The 18691-nt window shown below is 48.3% G+C and carries 15 protein-coding genes; all 15 read left to right on the forward strand.

Annotated elements, in window-relative coordinates:
* Positions 1 to 8 precede the first annotated feature (8 nt).
* The 15 genes from LQK91_RS07825 (at position 9) to LQK91_RS07895 (ending at position 18654) form a co-directional block, all read left to right on the forward strand.
* The gene (locus LQK91_RS07825) at positions 9 to 503 is read left to right on the forward strand and encodes an Hcp family type VI secretion system effector (protein WP_008924967.1); all 495 of its coding nucleotides are present in this window, start codon (positions 9 to 11) and stop codon (positions 501 to 503) included.
* A gap of 45 nt (positions 504 to 548) precedes the next feature.
* Complete coding sequence (locus tag LQK91_RS07830) at positions 549 to 956, forward strand: GPW/gp25 family protein (RefSeq protein WP_105099430.1); 408 nt, start codon at positions 549 to 551, stop codon at positions 954 to 956.
* A gap of 14 nt (positions 957 to 970) precedes the next feature.
* Entirely contained in the window at positions 971 to 2773 is a 1803-nt protein-coding gene (tssF, locus tag LQK91_RS07835; protein WP_078804173.1) for a type VI secretion system baseplate subunit TssF, read from the forward strand.
* Positions 2764 to 3699: a type VI secretion system baseplate subunit TssG gene (tssG, locus tag LQK91_RS07840; RefSeq protein WP_105099475.1), complete on the forward strand. Its 936-nt coding sequence runs from the start codon at positions 2764 to 2766 to the stop codon at positions 3697 to 3699. Before tssF ends, tssG begins: the two co-directional genes overlap by 10 nt.
* A gap of 4 nt (positions 3700 to 3703) precedes the next feature.
* A complete protein-coding gene (locus LQK91_RS07845) occupies positions 3704 to 5692 on the forward strand; it encodes a type VI secretion system Vgr family protein (protein WP_105099429.1) in 1989 nt (662 codons plus the stop codon).
* Between the two features lie 11 nt (positions 5693 to 5703).
* Entirely contained in the window at positions 5704 to 6216 is a 513-nt protein-coding gene (locus tag LQK91_RS07850) for a DUF6931 family protein (protein WP_008924971.1), read from the forward strand.
* Entirely contained in the window at positions 6216 to 6515 is a 300-nt protein-coding gene (locus LQK91_RS07855; protein ID WP_181162220.1) for a PAAR domain-containing protein, read from the forward strand. Before LQK91_RS07850 ends, LQK91_RS07855 begins: the two co-directional genes overlap by 1 nt.
* A gap of 12 nt (positions 6516 to 6527) precedes the next feature.
* Positions 6528 to 7583, forward strand: coding sequence for a type VI secretion system protein TssA (gene tssA, locus LQK91_RS07860; RefSeq protein WP_008924973.1), 1056 nt, complete (start codon positions 6528 to 6530; stop codon positions 7581 to 7583).
* Positions 7580 to 8236: a type VI secretion lipoprotein TssJ gene (locus LQK91_RS07865; protein WP_039659126.1), complete on the forward strand. Its 657-nt coding sequence runs from the start codon at positions 7580 to 7582 to the stop codon at positions 8234 to 8236. Before tssA ends, LQK91_RS07865 begins: the two co-directional genes overlap by 4 nt.
* Positions 8233 to 9624, forward strand: coding sequence for a type VI secretion system baseplate subunit TssK (gene tssK / locus LQK91_RS07870; RefSeq protein WP_105099428.1), 1392 nt, complete (start codon positions 8233 to 8235; stop codon positions 9622 to 9624). The genes LQK91_RS07865 and tssK overlap by 4 nt, the downstream gene beginning before the upstream one ends.
* Entirely contained in the window at positions 9621 to 10247 is a 627-nt protein-coding gene (locus LQK91_RS07875) for a DotU family type IV/VI secretion system protein (protein ID WP_105099427.1), read from the forward strand. Before tssK ends, LQK91_RS07875 begins: the two co-directional genes overlap by 4 nt.
* Position 10248: 1 nt before the next feature.
* Entirely contained in the window at positions 10249 to 13686 is a 3438-nt protein-coding gene (locus LQK91_RS07880) for a type VI secretion system protein (protein WP_105099426.1), read from the forward strand.
* A 49-nt stretch (positions 13687 to 13735) separates the two neighbouring features.
* Complete coding sequence (gene tssH / locus LQK91_RS07885) at positions 13736 to 16288, forward strand: type VI secretion system ATPase TssH (protein ID WP_105099425.1); 2553 nt, start codon at positions 13736 to 13738, stop codon at positions 16286 to 16288.
* Entirely contained in the window at positions 16285 to 17607 is a 1323-nt protein-coding gene (locus LQK91_RS07890; RefSeq protein ID WP_105099424.1) for a VasL domain-containing protein, read from the forward strand. Before tssH ends, LQK91_RS07890 begins: the two co-directional genes overlap by 4 nt.
* Before the next feature lie 141 nt (positions 17608 to 17748).
* Positions 17749 to 18654, forward strand: a complete 906-nt coding sequence (locus tag LQK91_RS07895) for a hypothetical protein (protein WP_008924980.1) — start codon at positions 17749 to 17751, stop codon at positions 18652 to 18654.
* Positions 18655 to 18691 lie beyond the last annotated feature (37 nt).

The following is an 18691-nucleotide window of genomic DNA, read 5'->3' on the forward strand; positions in this document are numbered from 1 at the left end:
GAGAAGATATGTCCAGTGCAAGTAATCTATTTATGCAAATCGACGGTGTAAAAGGAATTGTAACTGATAAACAGTATAAACAGTGGATTGCTATCGGTCATGCATCAATGGGCGTGCATAGCCAGGCCAGTATTGATAATGGCAGTGGGCAACTGAATAGCAGCGGCGTGCATTTTGAAGATATTTCTATTGCGAAGGCGCTGGATGCCACATCAACCCAACTGGTTGATATGGTTGCGCAGGGAACCAACGTTAAAAAAGTGATTATTGCGCTGAACGTCAAAACTGACAATAAAGATAATGAAATTTGCCGCTGGGAATTTGAGAATTGCATTTTTACCAGCCATAACATCAGCCTGCATAATTCAAACGGTATACCTGATGAGCAGCTTGCCATGGTATTTGGCTCGGTTAAGTTCCAGACCAGTATGATTACGTCTGAAGGTTCAACCAGTAAACAGGGTCCTGTTGGCTGGAATCAAGTCACTAATACCAAACTTTAAGTTAAGCGGCAGCGCGCTTTATAGCGTGCTGCTTATGGGAACATTATGCTTTTACAGCTGCTGTCTGATGATAATCCTGTCGCCCAGGATGAAATCCCGGAAATTATTTCGGATGACGGGGTGCTCGCAGCGGAGCTATTGATGCTGCTCTCATCCAGGCCTCGGCACTACCACGTTTCAGACATGCCTGAAATATGTCAGTCGGTCATTAACTACGGTATCAGCGATGTGTTTCCGGGAGGGATATCCAGAAGTGATAGAAATATTATTCTTGAATCCCGCATTTTACGTGCGCTTCAGCTTTTCGAACCGCGTTTAAAAGACGTCACGGTGTCCGCCGGAAACGAAAGTTATGGATGCAGTTCCTTTATTATTGAGGCTGAAAAAAATAATGCTCCCATCCGTTTTTATCTGGAATGGGATGACGTCCTCAGCCATTTCTCATTACGTTAACAGTGGTTTCTGACATGCTGTCAAAGAAGTTGCTTTCTTATTATCAGAATGAGTTGAGCTATCTCAGAAAATACGGAAAACGGTTTTCCCGTCATTTTCCGAAGGTTGCCCGACGTCTTGGCATGTCAGATGGACTGTCCGAGGATCCGCACGTTGAGCGGATCATCGAGTCTTTTGCACTTGTTACTGCGCAAATTCAGCAGCGTCTGGATGAGGATATGCCTGAAGTAACCGAAGCTCTGCTGACCGTTCTGGCTCCTCAGTTTCTCCGGCCGTACCCGTCGGTATGTATTGTACAGATGCAGCCTGACAAAAGAATCAGCGGACTGACCACTGGCTGTGAGGTTGAGGCCGGGACAATGCTCTATACCCGACAATCAGAGGAGCATGTCTGCCATTTCAGGACGCTTTACCCGGTCATTATGGAGCCCATGACGCTTGAGGAAACAAGTCTCAGGTTTGATAACAGCACTCTGCGCTGGCAACTGGAATTACGGCTTCAGGTCTGGCCGGGAGCAATCCTTAATTCACCCTCACTGCGCTTTTATCTTAATGGCAGCAGTCTGGCAGTGAATATACTTTACACACTGATAAATGATGAGATTGAAGCCTTTTCACTGGTTTGCGGAGAAAAGCATTATTTACTTTCTGAATCTGATATTCAGGTCGTGGGATTTAACCGTGCAGAGAGTATTCTCGAATGCGATCCCCGTATATCACCGGTCTATGCTCTGCTTCAGGATTATTTTTATTTCCCTCAGAAGTTCCATTTTATTGATTTCAGCCTGCCCGCAGGACTCACTGTGACATCGAATGAGGTCATGTTGTTCAGGCTGCGTTTTCGCCAGTGCGCGATGGTTGCAATGCTGGATAAAATTGCTTGCTCGGTTGACCGACATTTTTTCCGGCTGCACTGTACGCCGGCAGTAAACCTTTTTCCAATGCGCGCTGAACCTCTGGTTCCGCACGATGATACTGCGGAATATCCTGTGAGACCCGATATCCGTCATGGTGATGCTATAGGAATATGGTCAGTGAACCGCGTTTGTGCCACGCACAAAACGGGTAATGAAATCAGCACAAGGGATATCGCGCCGCTGTTTGGTCTGTCGCATTCCGTTACAGGGGGAGAGCAGGGGACATACTGGCAGTGTATGCAGCGTGAAACCGTTGATGAAAGTGGCCCTGCAAACCGCCTGTTTATTGCTTTTTCCGACCGCGGTGAAAAGCCTCTGACGCCGAAGAATGACTTGATTAATATAGAACTGACCTGCTATGACCGGGATATACCCTCCAGCATACGCAATGGTAATCCTGAAGGGGATTTCGAGTCGGATCTGGCAGTAGCGGGAGTGACCATTACGGCACTCACGCGGCCCACGCGAACCGTCTCTCAGCCGGTAAAACAGGCTTCACGCTGGCGGCTCATCTCGCATTTATCCCTCAATCATATGCTCATCAGCGGCGATAACGGGGTTCAGGTCCTTAAAGAAACATTTGCGCTATATAACATTAATGATAATCCCGCTATTCAGCAGCTGATCGGATTAATCAAACATGTCGTTGTAACACCTGTGACCGCTCGTCTGGTGAGCAACGATCCCCTGTCAATGGCGCGTGGGGTTGAGATCTGTGTGACTTTCCAAAGTTCCGCCGCAGAAGAACCTGAGTATTTTCTATTCTGTCGTTTTATTGAGCACTTTCTTTCGCTTTATGCACCAGTAAACAGCTTTTCACAGGTCGTAACCTGCATCGAATTTCATCAGGAAAGCCGGCGAGTGTGGCCTGTGCGGAGCGGGAGGCTGTCGTGGATTTAAGTACGATTTTCAGCCGATATAACTTTTTCCAGCAGGTTCGCCTGATGTTGCGGCGCCTGAAGGAACGACCTGAGAGTAACGGAACAAAATCGCTGACCAGTGATATCAGTTTTGTATCGCCTCTTTCACTTGACGCTCCAGCAGGCGAAGTGGGTCAAATTATCAGAACGGAAGAGGGAGTATGGCAGGTTGAGGTTCTGATGTATGGAATGACGGGTGCTCTGGGAGCACTACCCACGACGTATACAGAATGGATGCTGGAGCGCTATTACCGATACGGTGATAAAACGGCGAAAGCATTTATTGATATGTTTAATAACAGATTGCATGCCCTGCGTTATCTGGCCTGGCTTAAATATCACTATTACGCCTCGTATGAGTTGAACAGTCAACGCCCTCTCAGCGAGGCGTTGCTGGGGCTGGCTGGCGTCATGCAGTCTGCTCCTGCGCTTCAGAATGAAGCCTTCGCAGGTCTTTTTATGCACCCTGTGCGGTCAGCCCTGAACCTTGAAACATGGCTGGAAAACCTTTTTTCCGTTCCCGCCCGAGTGCGTTCTTTCACCGGAGGATGGCTGAAGGTTCCTTCTGAGCAGTGTTGTCATCTTGGTCATGTCAGGCTGACTCTGGGACAGGCCCCTATGCTGGGTCAGATGCGCAGAGACAGGGCTTCCGGCTTTACAGTGGAATTGGGCCCGTTGCCATTAAGTCATGCGCCACAGTATCTGCCTGGCGGAAAATTCTATGCCGACCTGTTAAAACGCATTCGCGAATATGTTGGTCCCGGACTGGCATTCTCGGTCGAAATAATTACAAAACATGATCGCCACGGCGTCCCGGGGGGATGTCTCGGTGTGGATCTTTGTCTCGGGCAGCCCGGACCAGGTTTTCATCGTGTTTATTTACCCGTGTGCCGTGAACAGGAATAAATAAATGTTATCAGGTCAGGAAAATCGCTTTATCCGTTTTGTCGGACAGTCTGCATCGTCTCTGGTTCTGTTGTCCCTGGAAGGTAAAGAACAGTTGTCTGCGCCGTACGACTTCACAATCCGCTTTCGTTCAACACTGACATCGTCAGAAACGGCGAGTTTGCTGGGTGAGGAACTTGCCTGCCATGTTGGTTCAGGACAGCGCTCGCGTTATGTGCAGGGGGTCGTAACAGAAATGGAAGAAGAAAGCGATGACAGGGGGATCTGTACCTGGCACGCACGGTTACAGCCTCGCCTGGCTCTGCTGAAAATGGGCCGTAATCTGTCCGTATATCAGAATATAACGGTACCCGACCTGGCGTGTCGTTTGTTACGCGGGAATAACATCACCGATATTGACCTGCGGTTACATGGCAGTTATGCACCGCATGAATACTGTATTCAATACCGTGAATCGGACTTTGATTTTATCAGCCGACTTCTTGAGCAGGAAGGAATTTACTATTTCTTCTGCCAGACCAAAGATCGACATACGCTTGTCCTGGCCGATCATCCATCCGGTCACTACCGTGCAATAACACCTGAGCTGGCCTATCAGCCTGAAGCGGGAAAGGGTGAGGATGGCGGCATTTCGAGCTGGTCATCCCGTGTAAGTCTGGCAGTGTCTTCTGTTCATTATAAAGCGTTCAGTTTCGAACAGGCGGCTACCGCAGAGGGCGAATGTCTGTGTAATAACCTGGAATACAGTGCTCAGGGGATCAGTTTCGTTGATGCGTATGACCTGAGTGACCGGGAGACGCTGCAAAGCGCTGCACGGCTGAAAATGGAGCAGCTTGAAGCGCAGACCCGCTATGCGCATGCCCGCATTCAGGCATGGTGGCTAAGTTGCGGCGAGACGTTCTGTCTCACGTCGCTGCCTGATCAGGCAGGCGAATATATTATGCATTCCCTGACATTTCAGGCTGTCAGCAACCTGGATGATGGTTTACCCGATTTTAAGTGTAACGCGTCAGTTTTTGATACCGCCAGAGTGTGGCGGCCTGAGTGTGTCACGCCCGTACCTGACATACCCGGAGTACTTACGGCGACTGTGGTCGGTCCTGCCTCTGAAGATGTGCATACGGATGAGTACGGCCGCATAAAAATACAGTTCCCCTGGGACAGCGAAAATAAGAATGATGACAGCAGTTCCTGCTGGGTCAGGGTATCTCAGCCCTGGAGCGGCGCGCGCTTCGGTGCCATGTTCATCCCCCGCATCGGCAGTGAGGTGGTGGTTAGTTTCCTGCTCGGCAATCCTGACAATCCGCTTGTTACCGGCACCGTCTCCAACGGCAGGAACCTTCCTTTGCTTAACCTGCCCGGTGAGAAAGAACAGGCGGGATTTGTATCAAGAAGTTCTCTCAATGGTTCAGTGGAAGAGGGGCATCAGCTCCGTTTTGACGACAAAAAAGGAGAAGAAAAGCTAACTCTCGTCGCCCAAAAAGATATGGATGTGGTGGTCAAAAATAATCTGACGACGGCCGTTACTTCTGCGGTTAAAGAGACCATCGGCTCTGATCGCTCCACGGAAATCACCAAAGGAAACGATGCACTCATTCTGCATCAGGGAAATTGTAACCTGACCCTGGAACAGGGAGATTTTAACACCCTCCTTCAACAGGGAAACATGGCGCTGGGTCTGCAGCAGGGGAATTACAGCCTGAAAATTAATGGTCACCTGCAGCAAAATCTGAAAGACGGAAGCCATTCACTCAGCATATCCGGGGGAGGCAGCACAATAAAGGCAGATAAGCGCTGTGTTATCGAGTCAACCCAGGCGGTTGAGCTGAAAGTGGGCAGCAGCAAAATCTCCATTACCCCGGCCGGAATAACGCTGAGCGGCACCACCATCAAAATTGAAGGGACAGCCACGGCAGAACTGGGTGGTGCAATGGTCACGATCAAAGGAAGCGGCATGACCCAGGTCAAAGGTGGCGTGGTCATGATTGGCTGAGGATGACAAAAATGACTGTGTCTAAGATTTTATCCCCGGAAGGGGTTGCGAAGATTCGGGATTCGGCGTCCTGGCATGAAAACATGCATAGCCTGCTGACCGCTTTGCACTGGGAAGACGCGCTTGGGTACTGGGTAAACGCGTGTACGGCTGAGAAATTGATTGCCTGGCTGCTACCGCATTCAGTCAGCACGCTGCCGCCGGGTGAATCCACCCATGCATTTGAAGCCGATATCAGTAACTGGCTTAAAACCTACGAGGATAACTACCGCTGGCGTATTTTTCATCAGGCTGAATCGCTGGGGTTTTCCACACCTGCAGGTGCTCTTGGCCTGGCGATTTTCTGGACGGGAAGCCTGACGCAGCCGGAATATGAAGCTGTATATGCTGACGAACATCTTACGCCCCTGATGCTCTGTACCGTGTTGCGACTCCTGAGCATCAGGCTTGCCGGACCCGATACGCCGGATTTTGGCGCACGGCAACTCTATTCTCTTTGGCTTCCGGTGCAGGAGAACGAATGATGGGACAGCCAGCAGCACGAGTCGGCGATATGCATATCTGCCCGATGGTCACTCCGGGAGTGCCGCCAATTCCTCATGTGGGAGGGGCGGTATCAACGCCCGGTACACCCACGGTGCTGATAGGCGGCGTGCCTGCAGCGACAGTGGGATCGCTTGCCATCTGTGTGGGGCCACCAGACAGTTTAGTGGCGGGAAGTACCTGCGTATTCATTGGTGGTAAGCCAGCGGCGCGTATGGGGGACATCTGTGCCCATGGTGGAACGGTTGTCGCAGGTTGCGTCACAGTGCTGATTTCATGAAAGGGCATAGGGATGAAAATTGATTTAGACGAGCTTCTCTTGCCCCTGCCCGGAGGGCAGCCAGCGGGCAGATGCATGGAATATGAATCTGTATATGAAGAGATCCGTCAGGCGCGTGAGAGCGATCCGGACTTTCTGCCACAGGACGAATGGCGGACACCCCTGCGTAAAGCCGACTGGCCAAAAGTAATACGTCTTAGCGCATCAATACTGCGTGAAACCAGTAAAGACTTGCAGGTCGCCTGTTGGCTGGTTGAAGGGACCAGCCAGCAATACGGGATTGTCGGTATCAGGGAAGGCCTTGCTTTTCTGCATCGTTTTGTTGCCCGTTACTGGGACAGTGGCTGGCCCAGGAAAGATGATGACGATGGCCTGTTGATTAGTCATGCCATCGTCAGCCGGCTTGATCGGCAACTGTCTGATCTGATTATTCAGCTTCCTTTGCTCAGTCAGCCTGAAAGCACGCTCGAATACTGGCGGAAGGTACTGGCTTATGAACATCAGGCGTCAATGGCTCCGGGTGAACGCGGCAGCGAGGATTTTTCAGCCGAAACGTTTCACCTTTGGGCCTCCCGGCAGTCAGCGGAAAAGTTAGCACGACTGTCTGATGAATTGTTACTGCTGTCAGTATGTCTTGCAGATTTTGAAGCCACATATCAGACGCTGAATCCGCAAAAAGAAGGACCAGCACTAGGGCAGACAGCTCAGGGAATTAATGACCTGCAGGCATTTTCACAACGACTGGCCGGGTTAGTGACACCAACCAGCGAAGATGTCATGTCGCTTAATGTTCTCGCACGGAATGACGAACAGCCTGTGTTAAAAACCAATGAGCTGGCTTCAGGATCAGGCAATCAGCAAATGTCTCGCGATCTGGCGATCACCCAGATGTTAACGATTGCTCATTTTTTTCGTCAGTCTGAGCCCTCGAGTCCGGTTCCATTTTTAATGGAGCGAGCTGCCCGCTGGGCTGACATGACGCTGACGGAATGGCTGGAAGAGATGCTGAGTGATAACAACACTCTTCAGGATATTAATAACGTGCTAACGGGGCCAGGGAAGGAATGATTATAAAAGGGAAAAATCTGTGCTGTTTCAGCCTGATATGGATGTTGTCAGGTTGTGCGGGACATCAGAGCAGTTTGCAAAATTCAGCGAAACCAGATCTGTCAGCGCCGTTTTCAGCTGGAGCCATTAGCGTAACGCTAAATGCCAGGCCTGACCTGAATCTGGTCAACGGCATGGCCAACAGTTGCACTATTTTAGTGCTTCAGGCTGCAAAAGCCGAAACGCTTGAACAGATACTCATCAATCCTGTGAAAGTAAAGAGCCTGTTTGCGGGGGCAGGAGTCGGGACGGATGCGGCAAACGGCCACGCAGTTTTACAGATTGATCGTTACACCATGATGCCGGGACAGACAACCACGTTGCATGTCGACAGGGCAATGCACACGCGATACATGGCGCTGATTGCAGGGTACTACCCATTCCCGGGTAAACAGCACCAGATCCAGGAAGATATTCCTGTAAGGAAATACAAGACAGGATGGCTGAATCCCGTCTGGCATCGCGAACTTTCACCATTATCTCTGGCAATCACGCTGGGAAGTGAGGGAATTATCAGCACACAGAAAAACGTTCAGAAAAGCCAGGCTCCGGATGTCAGCCTGCCTGACATTGATCTGACTGAGACAAAAAATAGCGGAGCAGATAAACAATGAACGCTGAAGAACAACAGATCTATTGGCATTCTGGACTTTATCTGCAACCTCAACATTTACAGTCGCTCGATCTCCATTATGCATGGTTGCATGCCCGTCATCGGCAGCAGGCGCAACCTTATAACTACGGGATTAGTGAGATGTCTGTGAACAGGGCTGCTCTGAACGATTATGTCATGAGTGTTGATAGCATTAGTTTCTTTCTTCCGGGTGGAGATTATCTGACGTACCCCGGAAACTGTCGTATTCAAAAAAGAAACTTTCGTGATGCCTGGAAACTTCGCGATCATCCTTTAACGTTATGGCTGGCATTACCGCGGTTTGACGCTGCCCACTGTAATGTGACGTTGCCAGAAAAGGAAAACAGCCATGTGGTAACTCGCTGGCTGAGTATGGCAAATGCTCCTCTGATGAAAGACGTGCATGGTAGCGGTCCTGAAACTGAAGTAAACCGTATCTTATATAATGTTTTGTTGCTGACGAGCGAGGAAAAAGAGGCCGCAACCAACTGTGAATGCATCCCATTGGTAAGGTTGTGTCATGAGGGTGAGCAAGTGGTCTTTGATTCAATGTTTTCACCTCCTGCCGTTACGCTCTGTGGCAGCCCCTCACTGCATAAGCTCATTGAGAGCCTTGTGTTCGAAATCGGAGCCAGAACCCGGAAACTCGAAGAATATAAGCGTCCGGAACAGCTGGTCAGCCGTCAGGAACGGAGCGATCAGCTAATTCAACTGATGACTATGCGCTCTCTTAATCGCGCATTACCCGTGCTGAAAAATTACATGGCGGCTGCTCAGGTACATCCCTGGAGTATTTATAATTTACTGAGTCAGCTTGTCGGCGAACTTTCCTCATTCAGTGATTGTTGTAATTGTCTGGGAGAATGGAAAGGGGAGGAAAATATCGCCCTGTATTATGATCATGAAAAACTATTTGACTCATTTTATCGTGTGAGAACGACGTTAACTATGCTTATGAACAGCCTGGTGCTTGAAGACAGCACGTATATAAAGCTGAAAAATGAGAATGGCATATTTTGTGGAGAGATAACGAAAAATCAGGAACTGAAGAAAGGCGATGTTTTATTGTTATTACGTACTTCGGAAAAAATCCTGAGCCAAAGTGGTCAGTTCAGTGCGGCAGGCTTTAAGCTTGCCTCGGGTAATACGATTGACGGATTGATTCGACATGCTTTGCCAGGGGTAGCGCTCACCGCCTGCGAAAATCCACCTCGGGGAGTGCCTGTTCGCAACGATTATTATTATTTTCACATACACCACAATTCTGACCAGTGGCGTTCTGTAGCTGAAAATGGGGAGGTTGCGTTTTATTTTCCTGAAATGCCGGATGACCTGGAAGTGCAGCTGGTTTTTACGGGGGCAGAATGAATTCTCTGTTAAATCATTATCTACCTGTGTTCAGTATGGGAATAAAGTTCAGTCTGACGCCCGAGGATTATCCTGACTGTAATCATTTCAGAAATGAGTGCATTACATTGCTGGATAAGGCTATGCTGAACTCAGAATTATTATACAGCCTGCAGGACTGTGAGGATTCACATTTTGCGGTGATTGTATGGCTTGATGAAATGGTATTAAAAACGTCACCGGACTGGGTAAATGAATGGCGCACCAGCATGCTGCAAAGTCAAAGGTTCCGGACGGCGATCGGGGGCGAGGAATTTTACACCCGTCTTGATAGAATTGATTTAGTGAATAAGGACCTGAGGCAGGTTTACCTTTTTTGTTTGCTCATGGGTTTCCAGGGGAAGTATGCTCATAAGAGGAGCGATGAATTACAGTTGCGTATCAGTGATGAAAGGAAATGTCTTCCAGATGAATGGCAGTCCTGGCCCGGTGTTGCGAGAATTATAGCAACGGACGTCGAATTAAATTCGCGCCAGTCTTTTCAGAGGTTGCGTTTTTTTCATAACAAAACATCATTGTTTTTATTTGGTGCTGTTTTTTATCTGACAACTCTTTCAGGACTGCATCTGTTAATCCGGAACTAATATGTTAAAAAAGATAATTCCCGTTATAATCTGGGCGGTTTTGCTGTGCATTCTTTTCATCTTTTGCCTTTTCCTGTCAGTATGGATGGAAATATCTCTTGTTTACGCCATTGTTTTATGGTTTTTTTTTATTTTTTCTGTTTGTCTGGTTAGTCTGCTTCGGAAATCGTTATCCGCCTTGCAAAAACAGGATTATTTTCAGAAGCTTTTTTCCCGCCATGTATTTTCCCGTACAGAACGGATCCTGTATACACACTGGAGATCGGGCGTACGTAGATTAAAAAAAGCCAAAAGAATAAATAAGGTCTATCCCTGGTTTTTTATTACCGCAGCAGGCAACAGTCATTCAACCCTGCTGTCGGGGTCAGAGATGATGCCAGCTTCGGGATGTCGGGAAAATCGGGAGATCACGCCAGCCCGAACCCTGCGGTGGTGGTTTTTCCAGCCACTGTCATTTCTGGAACTGCCCCGACTATTTTCTGAGTCCGGATGTGTGAAAAAAGTCTGGAAACGAACTGCGAGCTGGTTTCATGCGGCTCCGCCGCCGGCCGGCGTTGTCGTCTGCATTTCTGTTACCGAATTGCTGAATCTTCGCGATGAGCCGCCTGTCATCAGGGGGAGGCGTATACGTGCTTGCCTGGAGCCGTTGCTGAATAAAACCAGAAGACGTTTGCCGGTTTATGTCCTGGTGACAGAGTGTGAAAATATCCCGGGATTCAGCCGCTGGATAAGTGCGCTATCACCAGAACAACAGCACCAGCCTCTGGGATATTTCTGGCTTACGCCTCCCGCGATTGATAGCCGTGATCCCTCATTCCTCAGTCCCCTTTTCGATGCCATGAGAGAGGGGCTAAATAACGTGCGTATCAGCATGTTTTCCGGAGCAAAGCCTGATGCTGATACACTTTTTCTGCTGGACATGCCTGAGCAGATGCAGTCGCTTCAGCCTGTATTGCATCAATATATTGCGTCCATCTGTGGGGATGATGTCAGTTCAGACTCTACGGTCCCGGCATTAGGCGGGATCTGGTTTACGGCAACAGAACCTGTTAGCAACACATCAAATGAGAGAAAGAGTTATTTTACAGGAGAGTTGTTTTCCAGAACGCTGCCATTTATCAGTAGCAACAGCAAAATATTATACACATGCCCTGTCCGCGGCTTTTTGAGCCGCTGGGGAACGCTTTTTATCGCGAGCATAGTTACATTTCTGCTGTTGATTAGCGCGACAATGACCTTTCATGTTGTTGATACCGATAAAAGCAGCGATGTAATTAGCTCTCTTTCTCAGCTGGAATCGATTGATGCTGCTCTTCAGCATCCGGTCCGCTATTTACCTTTCATAAGTGTGCTTTATTCCCGCCAGGCCGAGATTGAGGATAGGATATTATCCTATTCGGTGATTCATTATCAGGATGATCGCGAGGTTATCAGCCGTTACCACCAGGATTTCAAACTGGCCGTTCCGGAAAAACAACGTGAACTCATCCTGGAACTTGCTCGTGCTGTTGTGGCAAAAGAAAGCCTTCTGAACGGCAACTCACTGGCTTCGTCATCAGGAAAGTCACCGATATCTCCTGCCCTGACAATGATGACTAGCGATATTTCCCTGACTCCACGCCAGAGTTTGCTGCTCCAGCGTGCACTTTTGTTGCGTAATGGAGGAGAACAACAGATATCCCGTTTAAGACGTTTACTGGGTGAACTTGTCAGTGACGATCCACAGTGGCGATGGCTGCTGGCATCAACTCAGCAGATTTCGCCTGTACGTTCGGGAAGCTTTTTTCCAGGAAGTGGTGACAAAGTTAGCATTGATGGCATCTGGACAGCGGAGGGGACGCAACAAATTTACCGCTGGCTGAAAGAGATTCACTACGCAGCAGGTAAAAAAATAGACTTACCCGCCTTGGCACGGTTTGAACAACGCCTGCCTGCACTACGTCAGTCGGCCTGGATTAAGTTTATTATACAGCTGAACAGACTGCCTGTTTCGGATCTGAGTGAGCAACAGTGGTCTGATATCTTGCTCAATATTGCCCAGGGAAACAGTCCTGCAACAGGCCTTGCGCGTATGGTAAATCAGCAGCTTGCAGACATCAGTCATGCTGACGCTTCGCCCTGGCTGTTACAGCTGCGAAAGCTGGTTGAATTGCAGACGAACAGTGTTTCAGGAACGCTGGTTCGACAGTTCAGTCAGCGCAAGCGGGAGCTGGATTTTGTCTTCGGGGAGTGGCTTAAAAAGGGCAAGGGCGCTCAGGTTATTACTGACGCGGGCTTACAGGCACAGTCGTGGACGGATTGGCAGAGCAGTTTACATTCTGCCGTATCAGATGCACTTAATTCGCCATCAGATACTCCCTTGCTGACGTCAGGTCTGTTTGCCCCTGTTCAGGGAAACGAAAACAATCCACTTCCTGCACTGAGTAAGCGTTTCACTGCATTGCGTAAAAACCTCATCTCTGTGACGCCAGATGCCGGTGTTGACGCGGTCTGGACACTGTATGGGCAGGATAAAAAATTGATAATCGCTCATGCCATGCAACAGAGTGGATGCTGGTTACAGCATCAATGGCAAAGCACGGTGCTATGGCCACTGGAGCAGAACGCCAGGCGAATAGACTATCCGGCACAACAGGCTCTCGCACACCAATATATTTCCTCCTTTATGCGTGATTCAGCAAAACATGTTCTCGCTATCGGTAAGAACGGTGCTGAAGCAGGCAAATTTGAAGGCCAGCATATAAAGCTGAGCCAATCGTTTATCTCCCTGATAAACGCGGAACTCAATCCCGATGATTTGCTGCCCATGCCTGAGCGGGATAAAACCCGTAAGGATGACAAATTAGCCCTGCTCAGAGCCCAGCAGAAAAGTCTCGAAGATAAGCAGAAACAGCTGGAGAGCACGCCCAGAGAACTGAGCCTGCATAGCCTGCCAGCCACAGTACCTGGTGGTGCCGGGCTAATGCCTGTCGGCACAAAACTTACTCTTTTTTGTGACGATCAACGCTGGGTACTGAAGAGTATGAACTTCGATGAACAGGCGCTTTTCAGATGGCGGCCGGGTCATTGCGGCCGGGTGGCACAGCTTATTCAGTTTCCCGGCTTCAGCCTTGAATATAACTACACAGGAGAGAGTGCCTGGCCAGATTTCCTCAACGATATAGCAGAAGGGCAGCACACTTATCAGGCGGAGGATTTTTCCGACCAGGCTGCATTATTGCGTGCGCAGGGTATTAAACAAATTATGGTTCGCTATCAGCCAGCCAGCCAGGCTGATGTTCAGGAGACCTGGCGGCAATGGCAGGCGCTTGAACACGCACTTGATGAGAATAATAGCGCGCAGCAAGCGTCTCTCATTCAATCCGGCGATGGACGCTTTTCTGAACAGCAGAAACACCTGCTTTCCCGCCTTCCTGCAAAAATTGCAAGTTGCCCCTGACCAGCTGTCGGATGAACTGTTCATTTAGTATAAAAATCAGGAAAAAAAGATGAGTCAGTATTTGAAAAAAATTACGGAAGTCTTTTCTGCCGATGCGCGGTACTGCCTGAATGCGGCAGTGAGTCAGGCCGTTAGCCGGACTCACCATGAGGTGAGTGTTGAGCATTTACTGCTGGCGCTAATCACTACTCAGACGGTATTGCTTGAACAGCTGTGTTTGGTGGCGGGGCTCAGAGGGGACCAGCTGGCAGACGCGCTGACGCATAGTCTGAACCAGCAGCGCAGCGGCAATACCTGTGGACCCGTACTGTCTGAGTCCCTTGTCCGGCATCTTGAGAAAGCATGGCTGCATGCCAGCATTTGCTGGCATCAGCGGCATCTTCCTGCCACGGCGTTTATTGGTTGTCTGCTTGCTGACCCGGACGATGTTACGTTGCCTCTTCCGACAGAGGTTCGTCAGGCACTGCATTGTGACGTGCTGAAGGCTGACGCACTCATGGCTGAATACTCAGGTACGGGCCAGAAAAAAGATAACACGGAAGAAGGTGTGCCATCTGGTGGGCCTGCATTGCTGAAATACACCCATAATCTGACTCAGAAAGCGCGCCGGGGAGAGCTGGATCCCGCTACAGGGCGTGAGAATGAAATCCGCCAGATGATAGATGTATTACTTCGTCGGCGTCAGAACAATCCAATCCTGACGGGTGAACCTGGCGTCGGTAAAACAGCACTGGTTGAGGGATTAGCGCAGCGCATCGTCAGCGGTACCGTACCAGACGCACTGAAAAAAATGGATATCATGTCACTTGATCTCAGCCTGTTACAGGCTGGAGCCAGCGTAAAAGGTGAATTTGAAAATCGGCTGCAAAGCCTGCTCTGTGACATTCAGTCACACCCCGTGCCGATCATTCTTTTTATTGATGAGGCACATATGCTGGTTGGAGCAGGAGGGACTGCGGGCCAGAACGATGCGGCCAACCTGCTAAAACCCGCCCTGGCAAGGGGAGAGTTACGCATGATCGGTGCTACAACGTGGTCCGAGTACAAAAAATATTTTGAAAAGGATGCTGCGCTTGCCCGCCGCTTTCAGATAGTCAGGGTGACGGAACCCGACCGGGACACGGCAATTAATATGCTGCGGTCGATTGTACCCGCCATCAGCAGTCATCATGGTATTCCAGTCCCTGATTCGGCAATCGTGGCTGCTGTTGAATTCTCTGCCCGTTATCTTCCGGGCCGGCAGTTGCCTGATAAGTCAGTCACGCTGCTGGATACGGCATGTGCCAGGGTGGCTTTATCCCAGAGCGACGAGCCACGAGAGATTGAAGATCTGAATGTCATGCTGAGGAATATCTCACTTGAGCGCCGTAGCCTCTCTCTGGACAGTGGATGTGCAACACGTATTGCCTGGCTGGATCAACGTAAAGCTGAAATCAAACAAGACCTGACCATTCTGACTCCGGTATGGAAAGAACAGCAGAGCCTGGTTGCCCGGATTGCTCAATGCCAAAATTCTGAGCAGCAAGCAAGCCTGCGGCAGAAACTGTCTGTAATGCACAAACAGCAACCTATGGTCTTCGAGCGTGTTGATGCGGCATGCGTTGCAGAAATTATTGCCGGGTGGACGGGGATTCCGGTGGAACAAATCCTGGAGCAAAAACAGGGGCCGCTGAATACTCTGTATGAACGTTTGTGCGAACGGGTTACCGGACAATCACATGCGCTTGAGGCAATTGTCCGGCAGATTCGAACCAGTCGGGCGGGTCTTGCCGATCCGTTAAAGCCAATGGGCGTCTTTATGCTGGCCGGACCTTCCGGGACAGGTAAAACAGAAACAGCACTGGCCCTGGCAGAAATGTTGTACGGCGGAAGTAGAGGGCTGATAACGCTGAATATGTCTGAGTACCAGGAGGCACACTCTGTCGCCGGCCTGAAAGGCTCTCCCCCTGGCTATGTCGGCTATGGACAGGGTGGTGTACTGACTGAGGCTGTGCGTCGACAACCCTATAGCGTTGTTCTGATTGATGAAGTTGAAAAAGCACACAGAGATGTGATCGAACTTTTCTATCAGGTATTTGACAAAGGGGTCATGGAGGACAGTGAAGGGCAAACTATCGACTTTCGCAACACCTTCATCATTCTGACCAGTAATCTGGCTGATGATGTAATTATGGCGGCAGGAGAAAAGGAATCTCCTGATATCAATGCATTAGTCCGCCAGATACGACCTGAATTCAGCCGCGTATTTCCAGCGGCGTTTATGGGGCGTCTGACCCTGCTCCCTTACTTACCGCTCAGTGCCCAGGCGCTTAATAATATTATCAACGCTAAGCTCAGAAAAATCAGCCTGCGCTTTTCTGGCAGAGACGGTGAGAAGAGATCTCTCAGTTACAGTCCTGCAGTAGTGAGGTATATCGCTGACCGCTGTCATGTCAGGCAAAGTGGCGCGCGTGATGTTGATACTGTAATCAATCAAAGCCTGTTGCCTTTGGTGACCGATTATTTGCTCGAAGCTGACGGCAGCGGAAACCTGCATATCCGGGTGCAGGTTACGGGAAAAGATCTTGCCATCGTTACAGATCGACAGAGTAAAAGAAAATGAACTCAGGCACTGGTTTTCAGGCGCTAAAAGTTAATAAAAAAGATCCGAGACAGAGCCCGGAGTTTCTTGAAATCAACTGGTCCATGCAGAATGCAGATATTCGCAGGATGAGTGAAAGTGAATGGAAAACGCTGGATAGCCAGTGCCGGGCATACTGGCGTAAGTATGGGTATGATTTGCAGAGTGGGTGTTGGTTCTGTCTGATGAGCTTAAAGCTGGACGGATGGAGAGGTCTGGCGCAGGGACTCAATATCCTGGTTAGAGTATGGCGCGGCAAGGCATCCGAATATTGCTGGCCTCCGGTCGTCGATTCGGATCGACGACGATATCTGCTTGAATGGCTGAATACACACGTAGTGACCAGTATTTACCAGCTTGACTGTGATGATAATTTTACGGCCGTGGCCAGTAGTATTGCTGAAAGTATTGCACTGCTTTATGACGAAGCGGTGAAAACGGATGCGCGTTGCAGAAACTCTTTAAAAAATATGCATTATTTTCTTCAGGTTCGCAGTAAAGCATCTTCTTCTTTGATTTTAAGCCTTGCACATTTAAAAATTGATAAAGATATACGGCCAGAATTATCTCCGATCAATATTAAAACCAATTCCTCTGTCCAGGGGAGCAGCATAAAAAGAAAGCATCTTATTCAGGCTGGATGTGCAGGTATTATTGGCGGTATGTTGGCGACCATGCTGTTAATGTCCGGCATCAGATACATGGAAAAACCAGGAGTTACCGAAAAGCTTGCTGGGGTACTTCAGGATTTTCCGGGTGACGATGCACTGACAGCATTAGCATGGCAGGGGATAGATAAGGAAGAACTGGAAAGTCATCGTGATGAAATATTGCATAAGTCGGCGTCATTATTGACATGGATTGCGGATCGTCCAAACGATGAATTACTTCGCAAGGGCGATATTCTTGCTCAGCGTCTTGAAAATGCATGGCCTGATAATTCAGTCAGTCAGAAATGGAAGTATAAACTGCAGGCTAAGGCTAACATTTTACCCTCAACGTGGAACTACAAAGAGGTTACTGCCGATCTGGACGAATTTGATTTAAAACTGGCCAATGCAGAACAGAAAAAAGGAGGATATTTAACGATTTCTGAACTGAAAAGCTTTTCCTGGAAAATACGCAGAAAACTGGAAAGTTCAGGCGTACCACCAGAAGAACTGCTTAGATATTCAGCAGAGGATAAAGAAGGCAGCCGTAAAGAAATTCTGGAGTCTGTTGCAAAAACCTTGTCTGCTTTAAATGCTTTGTATGTATTGTCAGTGAACCAAAATGATAAGCCAGCACAAGAAAATCATTAAGTCCCAAAAGGATTATGCTCTTTAATGAACGTAATGTTTTTTCTGAAAAAATAAAGCTGATTTGATTTTGTTATTTTGAGGTGGCTGGCAACACTAAGCTAGCATCACCCGTGTAAAATTATACTAAACATGAGATTTAAAATGATAAACTTTGATAGAAGTATTTCAAAGAAATGTTTAAAAAAATTCAGTGAGAGAACTCAGGTTAGAAACGAAAGAGAAAAGATTAATAGCGATATATTACGGGCATGGGATTATGAATTAAATAAAAAAGCAAGACCAGATTTAATGATCGCACACTGTATCTCTTCCCGCGGAAGCGTTTCTGCCATTGGAAAAAAGAACACAAACTCACCTTTTTTAACAAAGACTGTAGAAGTGGTTCTATCATCATGGGATGTTATATCTGCCTGTTGTACAGGTGCAGTGTCGAATTCTAACGGTATTATGGAAGGTCGGGTGCCTCTGGATATTCAACTCAATCTTCGTGTTCCGGTACAAAATATTTTGGGTACGCATCATAGTGATGTGAGATTCAATAATTTTTCAGGGCTTGAAGGTAATGTTCCGCATGGACGTGTTCTGGATAAAGCGGCATTGACCGAAAGTATTTTTAAAGGGATAGAAAGACCTAATGATCATGGTTTCAAAATGTCTGGTCCTTATAATATTTTACGTCATCCAAATGAATTCTTGAGAAAAATTGTTTCCAGTGCGGGTAATTATAACGAAATACTTCTTGTGGGGAAGACAGGCGTACGGATGTATATGGACTTCCCATGTACTGAAATGATAAAGCTAATAGGGGTTTCATTCAGACCAAATTATCTTATAAAGCTTTTGATCAAAGGGGAATATGACGAAGAAACACTGTCAAAATTTGAAGAGGACATGGAGTTTATAAAAAAAATCCTCAGGATTAATGCTAGTAACAGACTTCTATTTCCGATGGGAAGACATCCTGGATTAAGGAGGCTTAAGTTTTCATATCACATTGAAAAAGCAGGGTTTATAACAGTTGATGGTAGCTCTTATGTGCTTAGATGAAAGCTAAATTTTTAACATTTTACTGATTATTCATAAG

The organism is Pantoea sp. MHSD4 (assembly GCF_021043305.1).
GTDB classification, from domain to species: Bacteria; Pseudomonadota; Gammaproteobacteria; order Enterobacterales; family Enterobacteriaceae; genus Pantoea; species Pantoea eucalypti.

Bases quoted from the DNA above. Each gene is read 5' to 3' on its own strand.
- LQK91_RS07825 (WP_008924967.1), top strand. From the start codon at position 9: ATGTCCAGTGCAAGTAATCTATTTATGCAAATCGACGGTGTAAAAGGA.
- LQK91_RS07830 (WP_105099430.1), top strand. From the start codon at position 549: ATGCTTTTACAGCTGCTGTCTGATGATAATCCTGTCGCCCAGGATGAA.
- tssF (WP_078804173.1), top strand. From the start codon at position 971: ATGCTGTCAAAGAAGTTGCTTTCTTATTATCAGAATGAGTTGAGCTAT.
- LQK91_RS07845 (WP_105099429.1), top strand. From the start codon at position 3,704: ATGTTATCAGGTCAGGAAAATCGCTTTATCCGTTTTGTCGGACAGTCT.
- LQK91_RS07850 (WP_008924971.1), top strand. From the start codon at position 5,704: ATGACTGTGTCTAAGATTTTATCCCCGGAAGGGGTTGCGAAGATTCGG.
- LQK91_RS07855 (WP_181162220.1), top strand. From the start codon at position 6,216: ATGGGACAGCCAGCAGCACGAGTCGGCGATATGCATATCTGCCCGATG.
- tssA (WP_008924973.1), top strand. From the start codon at position 6,528: ATGAAAATTGATTTAGACGAGCTTCTCTTGCCCCTGCCCGGAGGGCAG.
- LQK91_RS07865 (WP_039659126.1), top strand. From the start codon at position 7,580: ATGATTATAAAAGGGAAAAATCTGTGCTGTTTCAGCCTGATATGGATG.
- tssK (WP_105099428.1), top strand. From the start codon at position 8,233: ATGAACGCTGAAGAACAACAGATCTATTGGCATTCTGGACTTTATCTG.
- LQK91_RS07875 (WP_105099427.1), top strand. From the start codon at position 9,621: ATGAATTCTCTGTTAAATCATTATCTACCTGTGTTCAGTATGGGAATA.
- LQK91_RS07880 (WP_105099426.1), top strand. From the start codon at position 10,249: ATGTTAAAAAAGATAATTCCCGTTATAATCTGGGCGGTTTTGCTGTGC.
- tssH (WP_105099425.1), top strand. From the start codon at position 13,736: ATGAGTCAGTATTTGAAAAAAATTACGGAAGTCTTTTCTGCCGATGCG.
- LQK91_RS07890 (WP_105099424.1), top strand. From the start codon at position 16,285: ATGAACTCAGGCACTGGTTTTCAGGCGCTAAAAGTTAATAAAAAAGAT.
- LQK91_RS07895 (WP_008924980.1), top strand. From the start codon at position 17,749: ATGATAAACTTTGATAGAAGTATTTCAAAGAAATGTTTAAAAAAATTC.